Genomic DNA, 16,735 nt, shown 5'->3' with positions numbered 1-16,735 from the left:
ACCTTAAACAGTGGTTATTTGGTAACGCGCGCTTCTTGCTGCGACAGCTTGAAGGCGCGAGGGCTGAAATGGCCTTGGCGGTGAACGCCTATAACCTGAAAAGAGCGATTAACGTGCTGGGCGTGCGTCAGATGATGGCGCTGATGGACTGAAAAGCCTTTTTTCGTCTGCTGTGAGCACAAAAGCAAACGCCCCGAACAAGTCGGGGCGTTTGCTGGAACCACCATCAGTGTGTTTTCACACAGTCTGTTGTGCCGGGTTTTTTGTGTGTGCTGTTCAGGACACAGTGAGCGTTTCATGTTCTTTGTGAACGATGTCCTTGAAACCTCTCAAGTCTGCGCCTTCGCCCAAACTTCGCGCATCGGTGAGCAAATGCGGGTAGCGATCAAGCAAGCGCATCAGCACCATCAATGCTTTAGGTGGAAGCAGTTCGCCGCGCTCGTAACGAGAAAACGCGTTATGTCCGCCTCCGGACAAAAGCAGAACCGCTTCTTTTTGCGACAGGTGCAGTTTGCGGCGGATGCGCTTCATCTCGTTGCCGATCATTTGTCTGCCGGCGAGGACTAACTCGTCGCCGGCATCCGAATAGCGCTCCGAGCAGCCGGGGTCGAGTATGACTTCCCCGCATGCCTGGCACTCCCATCCAGACAAATCATCAATCCGGCGCTCCATTCCTTTCACGCTCATGGTTTCACCGCGACCTTCGAAGTGCCGCATTCCCTCAGATGCCCCGCAACTGAAGCATTGTTTAGTGTTCATGGGTTTTTCTCCTTGAAGGAGATCACCGGAGGTTCACCGCCTGAGCAATAAGTGACCTTGATGTAAATCTCCAAATCGTGCGAAGTGATGTGGTACACGTCTTGCCAAATCCGATGATCGCTATAGGTTGTCATCGATTTGTACAACATCCTGCCGTGTAATTCGAAAACGACTTCCTGCATTTCCTGGAGGCTTAAACCCAGGTCTCGGCCGTTTTTCCGCGCGGTTGCGGTAAATGCATTTTTCCCAAGCCGCCTGACATCGTCCTTGATCACCGTCAGGTTGTAATGGGGCGTGTTCTTCTCCATAAGAAATCTTGCGCCTATCCCTGAAATTACCCTTAAAGGGTAATTTTGACTAATCGAAAATCCCGCTCCATTTCCTTCTCTCTGACCGTAGGCGGTTGCCGTCCTACAGGTAGCTGACTAACATGTCAGAAAATTCATCCTATGATTGGATGAAAGGGCGAATCACATGTCAGACATTTCTCCATTGACCAAGCGATCCTTGGTCGACCAAGCGCTGGACCAGCTACGCCTTCGCATCACGCAAGGCGTCTGGGTCGTCGGCCAACGTCTACCCACCGAACCGGAACTGGCGACCGAGCTGGGCATCAGCCGCAATACCGTGCGTGAAGCCATGCGCGTGTTGGCATTTTCAGGCTTGATCGAAATCCGTCAGGGCGACGGCAGCTACCTGCGGGCCGTCATCGATCCGCTGGACACCATGAAAGCCTTGTCTCGTTGCTCCCACGAGCAGGCCCGAGAGACGCGGCACATCCTTGAAGTCGAAGCCATCGGCCTCGCGGCACTGCGCCGGACAGACGAAGACCTGGTTGCCTTGCGCGAAGCGTTGGGTGTCAGCGGCAGCCACTACCACGGCGATCTCGACAGCTACATCGCCTGCGACCTGGTGTTCCACCGCCGTTTGGTGGATGCCGCGCACAATCCGACACTGAGCGAGTTGTATCGCTATTTCTCCAGCTTCATCGGCGCGCAATTGCGCCAGACCTTGAACATCACCCCGCGGCGCCAGGAAGTGTTCGACCTGCACATCGAACTGCTGGATGCCGTCGAGCAACGGGACCCGGAACGGGCCAAAGCCTTGTCGAGGCAGTTGATCAATGAACCTTGAAACCGAGAAATCCATGTCCAGCAGCGATCGCAACCTCACTCAGCCCAAGCGCACGGCGGAGCTCGAAGAGCTGCTGATCGACGCCGAGGCCGATGACGAACAGGTCCAGCAGAGCCACCCGCTGCTGCGCCGACCATGGCTGTTGTTACTGGGTCTTATCCTGGTAGCGCTGAACCTGCGCCCGGCACTGTCGAGCATGGCGCCGATACTCAGCGAGATCTCAAAGACCCTCGGATTGTCGGCAGCCCAGGCCGGTTTACTGACGACATTGCCGGTGCTCTGCCTCGGCCTGTTCGCGCCACTGGCACCCGTGCTGGCGCGCCGTTTTGGCGCCGAGCGTGTGGTGTTGGGGATTCTGCTGACACTGGCGGGTGGGATCATTTTGCGCAGTTCGTTCGGCGAGATCGGCTTGTTTGCCGGCAGCGTACTGGCCGGTGCGAGCATCGGTGTGATCGGTGTGTTGTTGCCAGGCATCGTCAAGCGCGACTTCCCGAAACAGGCCGGCACCATGACCGGTGTCTACACCATGGCGTTGTGTCTGGGCGCCGCGATGGCCGCCGGTGCAACCGTGCCGTTGAGTGAACATTTCGACAAGAGCTGGGCTATGGGCTTGGGCTTCTGGGTGCTGCCGGCGCTGGTCGCGGCGATCTTCTGGCTGCCGCAAGTGGGTGGACAGAAGCACGGCTCGCACAACGTCGCGTACCGCGTTCGCGGACTGTTGCGCGATCCGCTGGCTTGGCAAGTGACGTTGTACATGGGCTTGCAATCGTCCCTGGCGTACATCGTGTTTGGCTGGTTACCGTCGATCCTGATTGGTCGCGGTCTGACACCGACTCAAGCCGGTCTGGTGTTGTCCGGTTCGGTGATCGTCCAGCTGGCCAGTTCACTCGTGGCGCCTTGGCTGGCGACACGCGGCAAGGATCAGCGGTTGGCCATTGTCGTGGTCATGTTGTTGACCCTCGGCGGACTGTTCGGCTGTCTTTATGCGCCGATTGAAGGCCTGTGGGGCTGGGCGATTCTGCTGGGGCTGGGGCAGGGCGCTACGTTCAGTCTGGCGTTGACCCTGATCGTGCTCCGTTCGCGGGACTCGCATGTCGCGGCCAACCTGTCGAGCATGGCCCAGGGCTTCGGCTACACCCTGGCGTCGATGGGACCGTTCGCGGTCGGTATCGTGCATGACTGGACCGGCGGCTGGACGGCGGTGGGCTGGATCTTCGGCGTTATCGGCCTCAGTGCAATCATCGCCGGCCTCGGCGCCGGACGTTCGCTGTACGTTCAAGTCGAAAGCGAAAAAGTCTGATGTCCCCACACTGTCGGTATTCGGCCCACGAATGCCGATAGTGTTCCGCGCCGTTGCAGACTATCGTGCAGGCAATCTTTCGAAGTCATTTTTGCAAGCACAGGGAGTCTGCCCATGAGTGATGCCCACAGCGCATTGATCACCCGGTTCTATCAAGCGTTCCAGCGCCTGGATGCCGAAGCCATGAGCGCCTGCTACACCGACGATGTGGTGTTCAGTGATCCGGCGTTCGGCGAACTGCGCGGCCGCGATGCCGGCGACATGTGGCGCATGCTCACCACCCGGGCCAAGGATTTTTCCCTGACCTTCGACAATGTGCGAGCTGACGAGCGCACCGGCGGCGCTCACTGGGTTGCCACCTATCTGTTCAGCCAGACTGGCAACATTGTGGTCAACGACATTCAGGCACGTTTCGTGTTTCGCGATGGCAAGATTTGCGAGCATCACGATAGCTTCGACCTGTGGACTTGGTCCCGGCAGGCTCTGGGTTTCAAAGGTCTGGTTCTGGGGTGGACGCCCCTGGTCAGAAACGCCGTTCGCGCTCAAGCTCTGAAGGGGCTGAAGGCATTCCAGGCCAGTCGCTGATAAGATCGCGGCTTGTTTCCTACACGCCTTGATCGTCACGTGAACACCCTGAGCGAATCTTCCGACATTGCCGCCGAACCCGCGCTGCCCGTCAGCAAACCCTGGTTCGTCTACCTGGTGCGCGCGGCCAATGGCTCGCTCTATTGCGGGATCAGCGACGATCCCGTGCGCCGATTCGCCACTCACCAGAGCGGCAAGGGCGCGCGGTTTTTCCTCTCCAGCCCTGCCGTGGCCCTGGTGTACACCGAAGTCTGCCGCGACAAAAGTGAAGCGCTGCGTCAGGAGCGCCTGATCAAAAAACTCAAGAAAAGCGCCAAGGAGTGTCTGGTCGCGAGCGCCACTGCGGGCTTATCAACCTGACTGATAAATGCCCATCAGGCAGATCTGTAGGCCGCTTGCCGATTGCGCGCTAAGCTGCGGATTCCTAGTCCGTGCGGCGGAGCCGAGCATGTCTGAGTTGATTCTCCATCATTACCCGACGTCCCCTTTTGCCGAAAAGGCCCGCCTGCTGTTGGGTTTCAAAGGTCTGTCCTGGCGCTCGGTGAAAATCTCGCCGGTGATGCCCAAGCCCGATCTGACAGCCCTGACTGGCGGCTACCGCAAAACGCCTGTGTTGCAGATTGGCGCGGATATCTATTGCGACACGTCGTTGATTGCCCGTCGCCTTGAGCAGGAAAAAGCCTTGCCCGCGTTTTTCCCGGAAGGTCAAGAAATGATTGCCGCGACCTTCGCTGCCTGGGCTGATTCGGTGGTGTTCCAACATGCAGTCAGCCTGGTATTTCAGCCGGAATCGATCGCTGTGCGCTTCGGCAATTTGCCGCCAGAAGCGATCAAGGCGTTCCTCGCCGACCGCGCTGGACTGTTCAGCGGTGGCAGCGCTACCAAGTTGTCCGTCGAGCAGGCGAAGCATCAATGGCCAACGATCATGGCGCGGCTGGAACAACAGCTACAGCGCGAGGAGGGTGACTTCCTTTTTGGCGAGCCGTCGATAGCTGACTTCGCACTGGCCCATCCATTGTGGTTCCTCAAAGCGACGCCGGTGACTTCACCGCTGGTTGACGCCTATCCGGCCGTGTCGGCCTGGTTGGGTCGGGTGATGGGCTTTGGGCATGGTGCGTCCAGCGAGATGACGTCCGAGGAGGCGCTGGAAGTGGCGCGCAAAGCCACGCCAGCAGCGTTGCCGGATGAACAGTTCGACGAGCCGAATGGTTTTGAGTCTGGCCAGCAGGTGGTGATCGCCGCAACCGATTATGGCGTTGATCCGGTGGCGGGCGAGTTGCTGTTCGCGGGCAGCGAAGAACTGATTCTGCGCCGTGAAGACGAGCGCGGCGGCGTGGTGCATGTGCACTTTCCGCGATTCGGGTTCCGCATCGAAAAACACTGACCCCCACCCTTGTAGGAGCATGCGGTGCGGCGATCCGACTTGCCCGCGATGAACGATTACACGGTGTGACGTTTACACCGGGTCGCGGCCATCGCGGGCAAGCCCGGCTCCTACAGGGCGGCGAGGATTGCGTCCGGGTCATACCCGCGCATCAGCGTGCCGTTCACGTCGATGATCGGAATCCCGCCACCACCCAGCGCTTCATAAGCCTTGCGTGCCTCGGCATCTTTCTCGATATCGAACTCCTTGTACGGAATGCCTTTCTGATCGAGAAAACGCCGGGTCAGTTTGCAGTAGCCGCACCAGTCCGTCGCGTAGAGCACGACGTTGGCCTTGGCCTGTGTCTGCTCTGACACCACTTGTGAAGGGTTGAACACCCGCTCGATCTTGCCCCAGTTCTGATAAACCACGACCACCAGCAAGATCAGCAGGAATTTCTTCAGGATGCCGTTCAGCATCAGTTGCGTCGCTTGAGCTGATCGGTCAACTGCGTCGGCAGGCCCTTGATGATCAGCGTGCCAGCTTCTTCGTCGTACTCGATCTTCGAGCCCAACAGGTGCGCTTCAAAGCTGATGGACAGGCCTTCGGCGCGGCCAGTGAAGCGACGGAATTGATTCAGGGTGCGTTTGTCCGCCGGAATTTCCGGGGACAGGCCGTAATCCTTGTTGCGGATGTGGTCGTAGAACGCTTTCGGGCGTTCTTCGTCGATCAGCTCCGAGAGTTCTTCCAGGCCCATGGGCTCGCCGAGCTTGGCCTGGCTGCTGGCGTAATCGACCAGGGTTTTGGTTTTCTCGCGGGCGGACTCTTCCGGCAGGTCTTCGCTTTCAACGAAGTCGCTGAACGCCTTGAGCAGCGTGCGGGTTTCGCCGGGGCCGTCGACACCTTCCTGACAACCGATGAAGTCGCGGAAATACTCCGAAACCTTTTTCCCGTTCTTGCCTTTGATGAAAGAAATGTACTGCTTGGACTGCTTGTTGTTCTGCCACTCGGAAACGTTGATCCGAGCCGCCAGGTGCAACTGGCCCAAATCCAGGTGCCGGGACGGGGTCACGTCCAGTTGATCGGTCACTGCAACGCCTTCACTGTGGTGCAGGAGCGCGATCGCCAGGTAATCGGTCATGCCTTGCTGGTAATGCGCGAACAGCACGTGGCCGCCCACTGAGAGGTTCGACTCTTCCATCAGCTTTTGCAGATGTTCCACCGCTACCCGGCTGAACGCCGTGAAATCCTTGCCGCCCTCGAAGTACTCCTTCAGCCAGCCGCTGAACGGGTGCGCCCCTGATTCGGCATGGAAAAATCCCCAGGCCTTGCCTTGTTTGGCGTTGTAACTCTCGTTGAGGTCGGCAAGCATGTTCTCGATGGCGCTCGACTCGGCCAGTTCGGAGTCGCGGGCGTGAAGAACTGCTGGCGTGCCGTCGGGTTTTTTGTCGATCAGGTGGACGATGCAATGACGGATCGGCATGGGCTTCTCGGCTGAATGAAGAGAGGAGGGCGTGCTCCCCGAAAAAGTGCCAAGTGTACCGCAACCACTGGTTTTGGCGCGGCATGAAGGGCAAATCCCGGGCGACCGACGGTGCTTATGCGTTTTTTTCCCGATTTAGAGCAATAAAGCTGACCAAATGGGTAGCTAGAGGCGGATATTTCCCCGTCTCTGTGCTAGTTTTGCCCCGTCTTACGCGAAGTCACTGCGTTAAGCGTGCATTCAGCATTTGTCAGGTCGAACCAAACCCTGATTTCGGTATCTATAACCCCGATCCAGTGGTTATTGGCCGAGGGTGCCAGATCCAGAAGATCGGGCTCGATGGCTGACACTGCACTCTGCAATCCATATGAATTTGATAGGGAAGGAACACTACATGGCTCTTACTAAAGACCAACTGATCGCCGACATCGCTGAAGCTATCGACGCGCCAAAAACCACCGCGCGTAACGCTCTGGACCAACTGGGCCAAATCGTTGCTGATCAGCTGGAAAACGGCGGCGAAATCACTCTGCCAGGTATCGGCAAACTGAAAGTGACTGAACGTCCTGCCCGTACTGGCCGTAACCCTTCGACTGGCGCTGCCATCGAAATCGCTGCCAAGAAAGTTATCAAGCTGGTTGTGGCCAAAGGCCTGACTGACGCTGTTAACAAGTAAGACTTGTTAAAAAAACCGTGCTCCGGAGCAATCCGGGCACGGTTTTTTTGTGCCTGCGATTTACCAATAGAGCTGCAACACCACTAAGTCAATGTAGGAGTGAGACCGGCTTGCCGGCGATGGCTGCGTGTCAGTTAACGATGATGTCGACTGATGCACCGCGATCGCCGGCAAGCCGGTCTCACTCCTACAGTTGATCTGTGGCGGTCAGTTACTCAGCTTTTTTTAACCCAGCGCTCGCGCCAGACCTGCTGCTCGGATTTGGTCTGGAACGTCCAGGCAACGAAGCGGCTCTGCTTCTGACCCTGGGACATTTCTACTACCTGGCTTTCCAGTACGCCGGCTTTTTTCAGCGCCGTCTGGATCGCAGGCAGGTTTGAGGCTTTCGACACCAATGTGCTGAACCACAGCACTTTGTGCTGGAAACTCGCACTTTCGGCGATCAATTGCGTGACAAACCGCGCTTCGCCACCTTCGCACCACAACTCCGCCGATTGACCGCCGAAGTTCAGCACTGGCAGTTTGCGTTTCGGGTCGGCACGGCCCAGAGCACGCCATTTACGCTCGCTGCCCTTGGTCGCTTCGTCCATCGAGGCGTGGAACGGCGGGTTGCACATGGTCAGGTCAAAGCGTTCACCCGGTTCCAGCAGGCCCAGCAGAATGTGCTTGGGGTTGGTTTGCTGGCGCAGCTGGATGGCTTTGTTCAGTCCGTTGGACTGCACGATGGCTTTGGCGGCAGCGACGGCCGTCGGGTCGATTTCCGAGCCGAGGAAGTGCCAGCGGTAGTCGCTGTAGCCGATCAGCGGATAGACGCAGTTGGCGCCCATGCCGATGTCGAGCACCTTGACCGGCGCGCCGCGAGGGATTTCACCGTCATTGACGCTGGCCAGCAGGTCGGCGAGGAAGTGCACGTAATCGGCACGCCCCGGAACCGGAGGGCAGAGGTAATCAGCCGGGATGTCCCAGTGCGCGATACCGTAAAACGACTTGAGCAACGCCCGGTTGAACACGCGTACCGCGTCGGGGCTGGCGAAGTCGATGCTTTCCTTGCCGTACGGATTGATGATCACGAACTTCGCCAGCTCCGGCGTAGTTTTGATCAGTGCCGGGAAGTCGTAACGACCCTGATGGCGGTTGCGCGGGTGCAGGCTGGCCTTTTCACGCGGTTCCACGGCTTTGGCCGGGGTGGCGGTGTCAGGCTTTTTGCGCGCAGGTCTTGGTGTGCGGGGGGCGTTCATGGGCGTTGTCGATTCGGGTATGGCTAAAAGTGGCGGGTATTGTCCCACATCCAGCTCTTGGGAACGCAATATCAGAAGCGACACAGATCCCTGTGGGAGCCGAGCTTGCTCGCGATGGCGGACGCTCAGGCTACATCAATGTCGAATGTTCAGCCGCCATCGAGAGCAAGCTCGGCTCCTACAGGGATTGTCGTTGTTAGTTATAAAGTACCGGGCATAAAAAAGGAGGCCACCTGGGCCTCCCGTTTCTATTGCGATTTGCCGTTACAGGCTGGCAATCCGCGCATGTTGCTCGGCCAGCTTGCCCAAAGCCTGTTCGGCTTCAGCCAGTTTGGCGCGTTCTTTCTCGATGACTTCAGCCGGGGCCTTGTCCACGAAACCAGCGTTGGACAGCTTGCCACCCACGCGCTGGACTTCACCCTGCAAGCGCAGGATTTCCTTGTCCAGGCGCGCCAGTTCGGCGTCCTTGTCGATCAGGCCGGCCATCGGCACCAGCACTTCCATCTCGCCAACCAGTGCGGTGGCGGACAGCGGTGCTTCTTCACCGGCAGCCAACACCGTGATCGATTCGAGGCGAGCCAGCTTCTTCAGCAGGGCTTCGTTCTCGGTGAGGCGACGCTGGTCTTCGGCACTGACGTTTTTCAGGAAAAGGTTCAGCGGCTTGCCGGGACCGATGTTCATTTCGCCACGGATGTTGCGCGTGCCTAGCATCAGGCCCTTGAGCCATTCGATGTCGTCTTCGGCGGCCTGATCAATGCGCGCTTCGTTGGCCACTGGCCAAGGTTGCAGCATGATCGTCTTGCCTTCGATTCCGGCCAGCGGCGCGATGCGTTGCCAGATTTCTTCGGTGATGAACGGCATGAACGGGTGCGCCAGACGCAACGCCACTTCCAGTACGCGAACCAGCGTACGGCGGGTGCCGCGCTGACGTTCGACCGGTGCGTTTTCGTCCCACAGTACAGGCTTGGACAGTTCCAGGTACCAGTCGCAATACTGGTTCCAGATGAACTCGTACAAGGCTTGTGCCGCCAGGTCGAAACGGAACTGGTCGAGTTGACGGGTCACTTCGGCTTCAGTGCGTTGCAGCTGCGAGATGATCCAGCGATCCGCCAGGGACAGTTCGTAGGCTTCGCCGTTCTGGCCGCAGTCTTCGCCCTTGTCCAGAACATAACGCGCGGCGTTCCAGATCTTGTTGCAGAAGTTGCGATAGCCTTCGACGCGGCCCATGTCGAACTTGATGTCACGACCGGTGGACGCCAGCGAGCAGAAGGTGAAGCGCAGGGCGTCGGTGCCGTAGCTGGCGATGCCGTCGGCGAACTCGTCGCGGGTCTGCTTCTCGATCTTCTTCGCCAGTTTCGGCTGCATCATGCCGGAGGTGCGTTTCTGCACCAGATCTTCCAGTTCGATGCCGTCGATGATGTCCAGCGGGTCCAGGACGTTGCCCTTGGACTTGGACATCTTCTGGCCCAGGCCATCACGCACCAGGCCGTGAACATAAACAGTCTTGAACGGAACCTGCGGTGTGCCGTCTTCGTTCTTCACCAAGTGCATGGTGAGCATGATCATCCGGGCAACCCAGAAGAAAATGATGTCGAAACCGGTAACCAGCACGTCGGTGGAGTGGAATTTCTTCAGGAATTCGGTCTGCTCAGGCCAGCCGAGCGTGGAGAAGGTCCACAGGCCCGAACTGAACCAGGTGTCGAGAACGTCGTTGTCCTGTTGCAGCGCAACGTCCGGGCCGAGGTTGTTCTTGGCACGCACTTCGGCTTCGTCGCGACCGACGTAGACTTTGCCCGACTCGTCGTACCAAGCCGGAATCCGGTGGCCCCACCACAACTGCCGGCTGATGCACCAATCCTGGATATCGCGCATCCACGAGAAGTACATGTTTTCGTACTGTTTTGGCACGAACTGGATGCGGCCGTCTTCAACGGCAGCAATTGCAGGCTCGGCCAAAGGTTTGGTCGACACGTACCACTGGTCGGTCAACCACGGCTCGATGATCGTGCCGGAGCGGTCACCTTTCGGCACTTTCAGTGCGTGATCATTGACGCTGACCAGCAGGTCGGCGGCTTCGAATGCAGCAACAATTTGTTTACGGGCTTCGAAACGGTCGAGGCCGGCGTATTCAGCCGGGATCTTGCCGTCGATGCTTTCGTTGAGCGTGCCGTCGAGGTTGAACACCTGGCAGGCTGGCAGCACGACAGCATTCTTGTCGAAGATGTTCAGCAGCGGCAGGTTGTGGCGCTTGCCGACTTCGTAGTCGTTGAAATCGTGGGCCGGGGTGATTTTCACGCAACCGGTGCCGAATTCAGGGTCGCAGTAATCGTCGGCGATGATCGGGATACGGCGGCCGACCAGCGGCAGCTCGACAAATTTGCCGATCAGGGCTTTGTAGCGTTCGTCGTTCGGGTTCACGGCCACGGCGGCGTCGCCGAGCATGGTTTCCGGGCGAGTGGTCGCGACGATCAGGTAGTCATTGCCTTCCGCGGTTTTTACGTCGTCGGCCAGCGGATACTTGAGGTTCCACAGGAAACCTTTCTCGTCGTGGTTTTCCACTTCAAGGTCGGAAATCGCCGTGTGCAGCTTGGTGTCCCAGTTGACCAGGCGCTTGCCGCGGTAGATCAGGCCGTCTTCATGCAGGCGCACGAAGGCTTCTTTTACGGATTCCGAGAGGCCGTCATCCATGGTGAAGCGCTCGCGGCTCCAGTCTACGGACGAGCCGAGGCGACGGATCTGACGGCTGATGTTGCCGCCGGATTCATCTTTCCATTCCCAGATCTTCTCAAGAAACTTCTCGCGACCCAGGTCGTGGCGGCTCTGGCCTTTGGCTTCGAGTTGACGCTCCACCAGCATTTGCGTGGCGATACCGGCGTGGTCGGTGCCCGGCTGCCACAGGGTGTTGCGACCCTGCATGCGGCGGAAACGGATCAGGGCGTCCATGATCGCGTTGTTGAAACCGTGACCCATGTGCAGGCTGCCGGTGACGTTCGGCGGCGGGATCATGATGGTGTAGGACTCGCCCGCGCCTTGCGGGGCGAAGTAATTCTCTGACTCCCAGGTGTTGTACCAGGAAGCTTCAATGGCGTGCGGCTGGTAGGTCTTATCCATGCGCGGCGGGACCCTATTGGCATTTATTCAGGAAAAGCCGGCAAGTATAGCGGGGCATGGGGCGCAGGGCGAGCAGGTGCGGACAGGGCGCTGTATCAAATACAGCGCTGATCTACTGTGGGAGCGAGCCTGCTCGCGATGGCGGCACCTCGGTCTGCCAGGAAATTGAGGTGATGCTATCGCGAGCAGGCTCGCTCCCACAGGGTAGGGGGGTTATTCGTATTGACTTAGCAACCGCTCCATCCGCGCATCCAGCCGGCGTTTGATTTCGGTTTCAATATGCGGTGCGAAGTCGTCGATCACGTCTTGCATGATCAGCATCGCGGCGGCGCGCAGTTCGCTGTCCAGATGCAGCAGGGCGTCGGGGCCTTTGCCGGGTTCCGGCGAGGGTTGCGCGGCAGCAGCGGGCTGCGGTGTCGGTTCGGCCGGCTGCGGCGCATTGCCGACAGCCTCGAACAACATGGGAATCTGTTCCTGGTCACTGTCGATGACCGTGTCGGTCAGCAGCGGTGGTTGCAGGTTGTCATCGCCGAGCAGTTGGCGGATCGACTCGAGGTCGTCCAGTAAGTGCGCGGACTGTTGTTGCGGTTTCGGAGTGTCCATCGGAATGCTCAGAGTCGCTGTAAACGGTGGTCTTGCAGAGGATAGCCCTGTTCGCGGTAGAAACGGAAACTCTCCCGCGCAGCCGCACGAATCGTCGGATCTTCTACTACCACTTCCGCCACGCGGGCGAATTGTTTGGCAAATGTCGGGACTTTCAGGTCGAGATTGACCAGCAAATCCTGGTGCTGACCGCAGTCATCGCCAAGACCCAGGACGATCAGACCGTCTGGTTCGCTTTCGGCGGGGCCATGAGGCACGAAGCTTTCGCCCTTGAAGGCCCACAAGCGGGCATCGAGATCCTGTCGCTGAGCGGCATCGCTGCAATGCAGGTAAATGCGGTGGCCCATACGCCAGGCTTTTTCGGTGAGCTTGCAGGCGAAATCCAGCCGTGCCGAAGGATCGGCGCTGGGCAGGATGTAGAAGTCGACTTTTGTCATTGCGGTTCCTGAGCCAGAAACGGCGTCACCCGAAAGTGACGCCGCCCAGGTCATCGGTTTCAGGCTTTGGCGCGGTCCAGCAAGTATTGGGTCAGCAATGGCACAGGACGGCCAGTGGCGCCCTTGTCTTTGCCGCCGCTGGTCCATGCGGTACCGGCGATGTCCAGGTGCGCCCAGTTCAGGTTCTTGGTGAAGCGCGACAGGAAGCAGGCGGCGGTGATGGTGCCGGCTTTCGGGCCGCCAATGTTGGCGATGTCGGCGAACGGGCTGTCCAGTTGCTCCTGGTATTCGTCGAACAACGGCAGTTGCCAGGCGCGGTCGTCAGCCGTTTGGCCGGCGCTCAGCAGTTGGCCGATCAGTTCATCGTTGTTGCCCAGCAGGCCCGAAGTGTGGGAACCCAAGGCTACGACGCAAGCGCCGGTCAGGGTGGCAATATCGATCACGGCTTGCGGCTTGAAACGCTCGGAGTAGGTCAGGGCATCGCACAGCACCAGACGGCCTTCGGCGTCGGTGTTGAGGATTTCCACGGTCTGGCCACTCATGGTGGTGACGATGTCGCCCGGGCGCGAAGCGTTGCCGCTTGGCATGTTCTCGGCACAGGCCAGGATGCACACCAGGTTGATCGGCAGTTTCAGCTCAAGCACGGCACGCAGGGTGCCGAACACGCTGGCAGCGCCGCCCATGTCGTACTTCATTTCATCCATGCCGGCGCCCGGCTTCAGGCTGATGCCGCCGGTATCAAAGGTGATGCCTTTGCCGACCAGTGCGTACGGCTTCTCGGATTTCTTGCCACCGTTGTATTGCATGACGATCAGGCGCGGCGGCTGGGCGCTGCCCTGGCCTACGGCGTAGAACGAGCCCATGCCCAGATCCTTGATCTTCTTCTCGTCAAGGACTTCGACTTTCAGGGTTTTGAATTCTTTACCGAGGTTCTTCGCTTGTTCGCCGAGGAATGTCGGGTGGCAGATGTTCGGCGGCAGATTGCCCAGGTTGCGGGTAAAGGCCATGCCGTTGGCGATAGCGGAGGCGTGGGCCACGGCGCGCTCGACTTCAGCCTGTGCAGCCTTGATGGTCAGCAGGGTTACTTTCTTCAGGGTGCGAGGTTCGGCTTTCTGGCTCTTGAACTGGTCGAAGGTGTATTCACCGTCCACCAGGGTTTCCGCCAGCAGGCGGGTTTTGCCATAGCTGTCGCGGCCTTTGACCACGACTTCATCCAGCGCCAGTACCGCATCGCTGCCGCCCAGGCCTTTGAGGGTGTTGAGTACGCCGGCAATGATTTTGCGGAACGGGCGGTCGCCGAGTTCTTCGTCCTTGCCCACGCCTACCAGCAGAACGCGTTCAGCCTTGAGGTTCGGCAAGCTATGCAGCAACAGACTCTGGCCAACCTTGCCGGCGAGGTCGCCGCGCTTGAGCACTGCACTGATGGCGCCGCCACTCAGTTCGTCCAGTTGTTTGGCCACGGCGCCGAGCTTGCGGCCTTCGCCGACGGCGACGACCAGAGTGGCGGTCTTCAACGTTTCTGGGCTAACGCTTTTTACAACCAGTTCCATGTCCGGGTCCCTGAATAATGGTCAACGTGCGTGGGCAAAACGGCGACGCACAGACGCTTGCTTATATAAATAGAAAGACGCAGGTCACGGCCCACGACAAAGGCCGCAGTTTGAACCTCGCTCCCTGCGCCTGACAACCCTCGGTTGTACGATCTTCAGTGCATTGACCGCCAGCTTGAGTATGCGCAGTGACAGGTGCACCCAATCACAGGATAATGCGCCATCTTTTTCGGCAGCTCTGCCCTGCGGGCTGTCTGATACGTTTGCTTGTTTGGCCGCCTAAGCCTGACAACCCTGGAGTCTCTGGTTTGATCGTCTTCCGATATCTGTCCCGCGAAGTCCTGTTGACCTTGAGCGCAGTCAGCGCCGTGCTGCTGGTCATCATCATGAGCGGTCGCTTCATCAAATACCTTGCCCAGGCGGCCGCGGGCCTGCTGGATCCGGGTTCGCTGTTCCTGATCATGGGCTTCCGTCTGCCGGGTTTCCTGCAACTGATCCTGCCACTGGGCCTGTTTCTCGGGATCCTGCTGGCGTACGGTCGCCTGTACCTCGAAAGCGAAATGACCGTGCTGTCGGCCACCGGTATGAGCCAGCAGCGTTTGTTTATCATTACCCTGTTTCCGGCCACGCTGGTTGCGCTGGTCGTGGCCTGGCTGAGCCTTAGCCTGGCGCCACAAGGTGCCAATCAGTTTCAGCTGCTGCTGAACAAACAGGATGCGCTCACCGAGTTCGATACCCTGGAGCCGGGTCGCTTCCAGGCGTTGCGTGACGGGACTCGGGTGACCTATACCGAGCAACTGACCGATGACCGCATCAATCTGGCGGGTGTGTTCATTTCGCAAAAAAATATTAACTCCGACCAGAAAGATCGCGGGATTTCCGTGCTGGTGGCCGAGAAGGGTCGCCAGGAAATTCGTCCGGACGGCAACCGCTACCTGATTCTCGACAACGGTTATCGATATGACGGTAATCCAGGGCAGGCCGACTATCGGGCGATCAAATACGACGAGTACGGGGTATTGCTGCCAAAGCCGGATGTCAGTGACGAAGTGACTGATCGTGATGCAATGAGCACCCTTTCCTTGATCGACAGCAACGACACTCGCCTGCGCGCTGAACTGCAATGGCGTCTGTCCTTGCCGTTGCTGGTGTTCATCGTGACCCTGATGGCGGTGCCGTTGTCGCGGGTCAACCCGCGTCAGGGCCGTTTCCTCAAGCTGCTGCCGGCGATTCTTCTTTATATGCTTTACCTGACCATCCTGATTGCCGCCCGCGGCGCCCTCGATAAGGGCAAGATCCCGCCTGCCCTGGGGTTATGGTGGGTTCATGGGTTGTTCCTGATCATCGGTCTCGGGCTGCTTTACTGGGAGCCGTTGCGCTTGAAAATGGCGAGTCGCCGCAGTGCACTGGAGGTGGCTCGTGGTTAAGCTCGATCGCTACATCGGTAGCAGCGTATTTACGGCAATCCTGGCGGTACTGGGGATCATTCTCGGCCTGGCGACGCTGTTCGCCTTCATCGACGAGATGAGCGAAGTCAGCGACACCTATACCCTGTTAGATGCGTCCAGTTACGTCTTGCTGACGGCCCCGCGCCGTCTTTACGACATGTTGCCAATGGCGGCACTGATCGGATGCCTGATTGGCCTCGGCAGTCTGGCCAGCAACAGTGAGCTGACCATCATGCGCGCCGCCGGCGTGTCGATCGGTCGAATCGTCTGGGCGGTCATGAAGCCGATGCTGATCCTGATGTTAGTGGGGGTGCTGATCGGCGAATACGTTGCGCCGGCCACCGAGGTCACTGCTCAGGCCAATCGCTCGCTGGCTCAGGGCAGCGGCGAAGCGCAAACCGCCAAACACGGCCTTTGGCACCGCCAGGGTGACGAGTTCATTCACGTCAACTCCGTGCAGCCCAACGGACTTCTGTATGGCGTGACCCGCTATCGCTTCGACAAAGAGCGACACATGCTGTCGTCAAGCTTTGCCAAGCGTGCCGAGTTCGACAAGGATCACTGGCAACTCAGCGACGTCACGACCACGGTGTTCCATGACAAGAGCACCGAAGTGGTCATCACTCCCGTCGAACGCTGGGAAATTGCCCTGAGCCCTCAGTTGCTGGACACCGTGGTAATGGCGCCTGAGTCGCTGTCAATCAGCGGACTGTGGAGTTACATCCACTATCTGGCTGACCAGGACCTGAGCAATGGCCGCTACTGGCTGGCGTTTTGGGTCAAGGTGTTGCAGCCTCTGGTAACTGCCGCGCTGGTACTGATGGCGATTTCCTTTATCTTTGGTCCCTTGCGCTCCGTGACCCTCGGCCAGCGTGTGTTCACCGGCGTTCTGGTGGGCTTCACCTTCCGTATCGTTCAGGATTTGCTGGGGCCATCGAGCCTGGTGTTCGGTTTCTCGCCGCTGTTTGCGGTACTCATTCCGGCTGGTGTTTGTGCCCTGGCCGGTGTCTGGCTGTTGCGCCGCGCCGGCTGATTCAGGGTTTTTCCT

The 16,735-nt window shown here is 58.9% G+C and carries 17 protein-coding genes and 1 pseudogene; 9 read left to right on the top strand and 9 right to left on the bottom strand.

Annotated features, from left to right (window positions below):
* Positions 1-152, top strand: a pseudogene (locus AC1DWM_RS27235) (IS5/IS1182 family transposase); the annotation flags it as partial.
* Between the two features lie 124 nt (positions 153-276).
* On the opposite strand, the gene AC1DWM_RS27230 reads toward AC1DWM_RS27235, so the two are convergent.
* Positions 277-759 carry a type II toxin-antitoxin system MqsA family antitoxin gene (locus AC1DWM_RS27230; RefSeq protein ID WP_223512072.1) on the bottom strand — a complete coding sequence of 161 codons (483 nt, stop codon included), beginning with the start codon at positions 757-759 and terminating at the stop codon, positions 277-279.
* Complete coding sequence (locus AC1DWM_RS27225) at positions 756-1,067, bottom strand: type II toxin-antitoxin system MqsR family toxin (RefSeq protein ID WP_223512070.1); 312 nt, start codon at positions 1,065-1,067, stop codon at positions 756-758. The genes AC1DWM_RS27230 and AC1DWM_RS27225 overlap by 4 nt, the downstream gene beginning before the upstream one ends.
* Positions 1,068-1,233: 166 nt before the next feature.
* Between AC1DWM_RS27225 and AC1DWM_RS27220 the strand changes: the two genes are divergently transcribed.
* The 5 genes from AC1DWM_RS27220 to AC1DWM_RS27200 all read left to right on the top strand — a co-directional run bounded on the left by AC1DWM_RS27220 (position 1,234) and on the right by AC1DWM_RS27200 (position 5,162).
* Positions 1,234-1,893, top strand: a complete 660-nt coding sequence (locus AC1DWM_RS27220) for a FadR/GntR family transcriptional regulator (protein WP_223512068.1) — start codon at positions 1,234-1,236, stop codon at positions 1,891-1,893.
* The gene (locus tag AC1DWM_RS27215; RefSeq protein WP_477796614.1) at positions 1,883-3,193 is read left to right on the top strand and encodes a CynX/NimT family MFS transporter; all 1,311 of its coding nucleotides are present in this window, start codon (positions 1,883-1,885) and stop codon (positions 3,191-3,193) included. Before AC1DWM_RS27220 ends, AC1DWM_RS27215 begins: the two co-directional genes overlap by 11 nt.
* 114 nt (positions 3,194-3,307) lie before the next feature.
* On the top strand, positions 3,308-3,778 hold the full coding sequence (locus AC1DWM_RS27210) for a nuclear transport factor 2 family protein (RefSeq protein ID WP_223512064.1): 471 nt from the start codon (positions 3,308-3,310) through the stop codon (positions 3,776-3,778).
* Positions 3,779-3,817: 39 nt separating this feature from the next.
* The gene (locus AC1DWM_RS27205; protein ID WP_477796613.1) at positions 3,818-4,138 is read left to right on the top strand and encodes a GIY-YIG nuclease family protein; all 321 of its coding nucleotides are present in this window, start codon (positions 3,818-3,820) and stop codon (positions 4,136-4,138) included.
* Positions 4,139-4,226: 88 nt separating this feature from the next.
* Positions 4,227-5,162 (top strand): glutathione S-transferase family protein, encoded by a 936-nt coding sequence (locus tag AC1DWM_RS27200; protein WP_477796612.1) that lies wholly within the window; start codon positions 4,227-4,229, stop codon positions 5,160-5,162.
* 110 nt (positions 5,163-5,272) lie between these two features.
* Here AC1DWM_RS27200 and AC1DWM_RS27195 read toward each other — a convergent pair whose 3' ends face one another.
* Both AC1DWM_RS27195 and yejK read right to left on the bottom strand, forming a co-directional pair.
* Positions 5,273-5,620, bottom strand: a complete 348-nt coding sequence (locus AC1DWM_RS27195) for a glutaredoxin family protein (protein ID WP_477796611.1) — start codon at positions 5,618-5,620, stop codon at positions 5,273-5,275.
* Positions 5,620-6,624 carry a nucleoid-associated protein YejK gene (yejK, locus tag AC1DWM_RS27190; RefSeq protein ID WP_007944833.1) on the bottom strand — a complete coding sequence of 335 codons (1,005 nt, stop codon included), beginning with the start codon at positions 6,622-6,624 and terminating at the stop codon, positions 5,620-5,622. Before yejK ends, AC1DWM_RS27195 begins: the two co-directional genes overlap by 1 nt.
* Positions 6,625-7,018: 394 nt before the next feature.
* Between yejK and AC1DWM_RS27185 the strand changes: the two genes are divergently transcribed.
* A complete protein-coding gene (locus AC1DWM_RS27185; RefSeq protein WP_007905514.1) occupies positions 7,019-7,300 on the top strand; it encodes an HU family DNA-binding protein in 282 nt (93 codons plus the stop codon).
* A 215-nt stretch (positions 7,301-7,515) separates the two neighbouring features.
* Here the strand turns inward: AC1DWM_RS27185 and rlmF are convergent, their stop codons facing one another.
* The 5 genes from rlmF to AC1DWM_RS27160 form a co-directional block, all read right to left on the bottom strand.
* Positions 7,516-8,538 carry a 23S rRNA (adenine(1618)-N(6))-methyltransferase RlmF gene (rlmF, locus tag AC1DWM_RS27180; protein WP_223512057.1) on the bottom strand — a complete coding sequence of 341 codons (1,023 nt, stop codon included), beginning with the start codon at positions 8,536-8,538 and terminating at the stop codon, positions 7,516-7,518.
* 264 nt (positions 8,539-8,802) lie between these two features.
* The gene (locus AC1DWM_RS27175) at positions 8,803-11,649 is read right to left on the bottom strand and encodes a valine--tRNA ligase (RefSeq protein ID WP_477796610.1); all 2,847 of its coding nucleotides are present in this window, start codon (positions 11,647-11,649) and stop codon (positions 8,803-8,805) included.
* Between the two features lie 213 nt (positions 11,650-11,862).
* Positions 11,863-12,252, bottom strand: coding sequence for a DNA polymerase III subunit chi (locus AC1DWM_RS27170; RefSeq protein ID WP_477796609.1), 390 nt, complete (start codon positions 12,250-12,252; stop codon positions 11,863-11,865).
* Positions 12,253-12,260: 8 nt separating this feature from the next.
* Positions 12,261-12,689, bottom strand: coding sequence for a DNA polymerase III subunit chi (locus AC1DWM_RS27165; protein ID WP_223512054.1), 429 nt, complete (start codon positions 12,687-12,689; stop codon positions 12,261-12,263).
* A gap of 59 nt (positions 12,690-12,748) precedes the next feature.
* Positions 12,749-14,239, bottom strand: a complete 1,491-nt coding sequence (locus AC1DWM_RS27160) for a leucyl aminopeptidase (RefSeq protein WP_477796608.1) — start codon at positions 14,237-14,239, stop codon at positions 12,749-12,751.
* Between the two features lie 308 nt (positions 14,240-14,547).
* Here AC1DWM_RS27160 and lptF point away from each other — a divergent pair, with 308 nt between their 5' ends.
* Together lptF and lptG are read left to right on the top strand one after the other, a co-directional pair.
* Positions 14,548-15,666, top strand: a complete 1,119-nt coding sequence (gene lptF, locus AC1DWM_RS27155) for an LPS export ABC transporter permease LptF (protein ID WP_477796607.1) — start codon at positions 14,548-14,550, stop codon at positions 15,664-15,666.
* On the top strand, positions 15,659-16,720 hold the full coding sequence (gene lptG, locus AC1DWM_RS27150; protein ID WP_223512048.1) for an LPS export ABC transporter permease LptG: 1,062 nt from the start codon (positions 15,659-15,661) through the stop codon (positions 16,718-16,720). Before lptF ends, lptG begins: the two co-directional genes overlap by 8 nt.
* The last annotated feature ends 15 nt before the right edge of the window (positions 16,721-16,735 follow it).

Source organism: Pseudomonas sp. P4_C8, assembly GCF_056401975.1.
Note: the sequence above shows the minus strand (reverse complement) of the source record. Positions and strands in the feature narration are given on the sequence as shown.

Excerpts from the sequence above, each read along its gene's own strand:
- AC1DWM_RS27210 (WP_223512064.1), top strand. The coding sequence starts at position 3,308 with ATGAGTGATGCCCACAGCGCATTGATCACCCGGTTCTATCAAGCGTTC.
- AC1DWM_RS27165 (WP_223512054.1), bottom strand. The coding sequence starts at position 12,689 with ATGACAAAAGTCGACTTCTACATCCTGCCCAGCGCCGATCCTTCGGCA.
- AC1DWM_RS27185 (WP_007905514.1), top strand. The coding sequence starts at position 7,019 with ATGGCTCTTACTAAAGACCAACTGATCGCCGACATCGCTGAAGCTATC.
- AC1DWM_RS27175 (WP_477796610.1), bottom strand. The coding sequence starts at position 11,649 with ATGGATAAGACCTACCAGCCGCACGCCATTGAAGCTTCCTGGTACAAC.
- yejK (WP_007944833.1), bottom strand. The coding sequence starts at position 6,624 with ATGCCGATCCGTCATTGCATCGTCCACCTGATCGACAAAAAACCCGAC.
- AC1DWM_RS27170 (WP_477796609.1), bottom strand. The coding sequence starts at position 12,252 with ATGGACACTCCGAAACCGCAACAACAGTCCGCGCACTTACTGGACGAC.
- AC1DWM_RS27230 (WP_223512072.1), bottom strand. The coding sequence starts at position 759 with ATGAACACTAAACAATGCTTCAGTTGCGGGGCATCTGAGGGAATGCGG.
- rlmF (WP_223512057.1), bottom strand. The coding sequence starts at position 8,538 with ATGAACGCCCCCCGCACACCAAGACCTGCGCGCAAAAAGCCTGACACC.
- AC1DWM_RS27220 (WP_223512068.1), top strand. The coding sequence starts at position 1,234 with ATGTCAGACATTTCTCCATTGACCAAGCGATCCTTGGTCGACCAAGCG.
- AC1DWM_RS27215 (WP_477796614.1), top strand. The coding sequence starts at position 1,883 with ATGAACCTTGAAACCGAGAAATCCATGTCCAGCAGCGATCGCAACCTC.
- AC1DWM_RS27225 (WP_223512070.1), bottom strand. The coding sequence starts at position 1,067 with ATGGAGAAGAACACGCCCCATTACAACCTGACGGTGATCAAGGACGAT.
- AC1DWM_RS27195 (WP_477796611.1), bottom strand. The coding sequence starts at position 5,620 with ATGCTGAACGGCATCCTGAAGAAATTCCTGCTGATCTTGCTGGTGGTC.
- AC1DWM_RS27200 (WP_477796612.1), top strand. The coding sequence starts at position 4,227 with ATGTCTGAGTTGATTCTCCATCATTACCCGACGTCCCCTTTTGCCGAA.
- AC1DWM_RS27160 (WP_477796608.1), bottom strand. The coding sequence starts at position 14,239 with ATGGAACTGGTTGTAAAAAGCGTTAGCCCAGAAACGTTGAAGACCGCC.